This is a genomic window from Halocynthiibacter namhaensis (assembly GCF_000812685.1).
GTDB lineage: Bacteria > Pseudomonadota > Alphaproteobacteria > Rhodobacterales > Rhodobacteraceae > Halocynthiibacter > Halocynthiibacter namhaensis.
This window is the reverse complement of record NZ_JWIF01000003.1, coordinates 1-2,356: the sequence shown is the minus strand read 5'-3', so window position 1 is coordinate 2,356 and position 2,356 is coordinate 1. Positions and strand designations below refer to the sequence as shown.

At 54.7% G+C, this 2,356-nt stretch carries 4 protein-coding genes and 1 pseudogene; 2 read left to right on the top strand and 3 right to left on the bottom strand.

The genetic code is table 11. The features are described 5' to 3' along the window. Positions 1-35: 35 nt before the first annotated feature. Positions 36-311, top strand: coding sequence for an IS3 family transposase (locus RJ38_RS00470; RefSeq protein ID WP_039016955.1), 276 nt, complete (start codon positions 36-38; stop codon positions 309-311). Further along, the gene (locus RJ38_RS17880; protein WP_052245100.1) at positions 308-640 is read left to right on the top strand and encodes a hypothetical protein; all 333 of its coding nucleotides are present in this window, start codon (positions 308-310) and stop codon (positions 638-640) included. Before RJ38_RS00470 ends, RJ38_RS17880 begins: the two co-directional genes overlap by 4 nt. 113 nt (positions 641-753) lie before the next feature. Here the strand turns inward: RJ38_RS17880 and RJ38_RS00460 are convergent, their stop codons facing one another. The 3 genes and pseudogenes from RJ38_RS00460 to RJ38_RS00450 form a co-directional block, all read right to left on the bottom strand. After that, positions 754-1,119: a hypothetical protein gene (locus tag RJ38_RS00460; RefSeq protein WP_039016954.1), complete on the bottom strand. Its 366-nt coding sequence runs from the start codon at positions 1,117-1,119 to the stop codon at positions 754-756. Positions 1,120-1,147: 28 nt separating this feature from the next. After that, positions 1,148-2,038 carry a metallophosphoesterase gene (locus RJ38_RS00455; RefSeq protein ID WP_052245099.1) on the bottom strand — a complete coding sequence of 297 codons (891 nt, stop codon included), beginning with the start codon at positions 2,036-2,038 and terminating at the stop codon, positions 1,148-1,150. 9 nt (positions 2,039-2,047) lie between these two features. Beyond that, positions 2,048-2,356, bottom strand: a pseudogene (locus RJ38_RS00450) (AAA family ATPase); the annotation flags it as partial.

Genomic DNA, 2,356 nt, shown 5'->3' with positions numbered 1-2,356 from the left:
CTTTCGAGCAATGTTTGCTATGAAGGAGATAGAGAATGGCAAAGAGATACACAGACGAGTTTCGGCGTGATGCGGTGCGCATGGCGGCGACGAGTGGCTTAACGCGGCCTCAACTTTCATCAGATTTAGGGGTTGGGCTTTCGACGCTGAACAAATGGGTTCAACAGCATCAACACGATGACCTGATGTCAGGACCGCATGAAGACGTTGAGAAGGAGAACACGCGGCTTCGCAAGGAAGTCCGTCTGCTGCGCGAGGAGAGGGAAGTGTTAAAAAAGGCGGCAATCTTCTTTGCAGGCCAAAGCCGGTGAGATTTGCGTTCATCGACGCCTGGAAAGAAGAATGGCCAGTTGAGTTCCTGTGCAAAGTTATGCGGGTCACATCACGTGGTTTTCGCGCGTGGCGGGTTCGCCCGATGAGCCAGCGTCAACGCGATGATATGGTGATCCTGGCTCACATCCGTGAACAGCATCGCTTAAGCCTGCAAAGCTATGGGCGGCCTCGGATAGTCTTGGTTGGAACGTTCAAAGGATGGCTGTTCCCGTGGGAGCAGAAAGATGAGAGACATGCTGACCGCGAAAAGCCGAGGGCCTTTCAGATTTACAACGACCTCTTACTGCGCACTCCCGACATTCCATAGAAGAGTGGTTACGCAACAGCGAATTCGGGCTTTTTCCCCCATGTGTTGGCTCAGAACCAGAGAGCTTTTGCGATCGCAGCTAATGTCGATTCTGGGCCGAAACTCTCTGACTACTACACTGCGAACCCTGCTCCTGCGCGCAGCAGCAGGTCTGCCACCACATCTGCACGCGCTGGGTTTCCCAGTACGATTGCCAGTGGTGAGCGGTGATGTAAAAGCGGGTGCTTACGCAGGATAAAGCGCTTTGCTGCGTCTTTGTCTCCGCCGTAAAGGACGCACGCGTTTTCCAGAATAAGTTCAATCGCCTCAAGACGGCCTACGATCGCAGGTCTATGTTGCGTGCCAGCTTTGTATTGGCTTTCAAAACTGGCATCAGACACGATCGCAGCTATGGCTTTGCAAAGGGCTTCGTCGGACAAAATGTCCATTTGTCTGGTCTCAGATATCATATCAGGACCTTGGTTTTCATCGTTAGTCATTTGCTTCCTCCCATTAGGTTTGGACCTGTCACGCATCAGCACGCTGACTTTTCCAGACGCTTTTTTCGCGCAGGTAAGAGGCGCGCAGATCAATCACTTCATCCAGATAACCGATGGAGACATTACGGATTTCAACCCCATGAACCTTCGCGCAAATCCTGCGGTGGGAATGGGCAAAGAACCACACATCGGGGCGGTGCTGTTCGATCATGCTATCCAGGTCTGAGTGAAAGGCGGCCGAGAGTGTGTCGATCTCTCCGGCAGCGGCCGGATGCGGGCCGTGATGCGTGACGATCATCGTTTTTCCGTCCTTGCCCTTGGGGTGGGGACTGGCCAGGCTATCATCCAGCCAGGCGCGATGATCCTGATGCACACGCAGCGTTTCTCTCGGTTTTAAGCGGCGTTGCTGCCGCATGATCGGGATATCTTCCACGGGCGTATTGCGATCTTTCGGGGCGCCAATATGGTCATAGTCCGCCATGCCTCGGTCGGCTTCACGCATCGCAATGGAAGCCTCGCCGGAGAGGTTGAAATCGGTCCACAATGTGCAGCACAAAACCCGTGTATCGCCATGCAAGAGGGCCTGTTTTTGGACAAAATGCGCGCCGGCGTTCTCGGCTGCCTGCCTCAGAGCAGGATCGTCGCTCAGAAGCCCACCGTAATAATCGTGGTTTCCCGGCAGCGCATAGATCCGTTCCGGTTGGGTAAATTTGGACAGATACCGGAACACCCGCGTCCAGTTCTTAGCCGGCCCGTTTGTCAGATCACCGGCAAGGATCAGGGCATCCGCGTTCCAGATGATATCCTGCAGCGCACACATATTGATCGGGCACAGAGCGAAGCGGCGGAAGCTGTCATAATGCAGGTCGCCAAGGACCACGATTTCACCGCTATGGTACGGAATTGTAAGGTAATTCATGATGTGACCTCAGTTCAATGGTGGACGGTTGGTAAGGGTCTGAGCGCGGTCCAGCATGCGACTGACAGAGCGCAGGCTCAGGTCCGCGTCATTGATCAACCCACGATCAAAGATATCCATCAGCGCCCCCAGCGCAGGCTCTGGCAGGTTACGGCGCTTCCCTTCGATCTCAGCAAACACGCGCAGCTGATCCGAGGTCAGGCCCGGCAGATTCAGCACAACACATCGGCTTTGCAGCGGCGCTGGCAAGCCATTTCGACTGTTCGCTGTCATCACCCAATTCGCCCAGGACATGTCAAACCTGATCTGGAAATACGG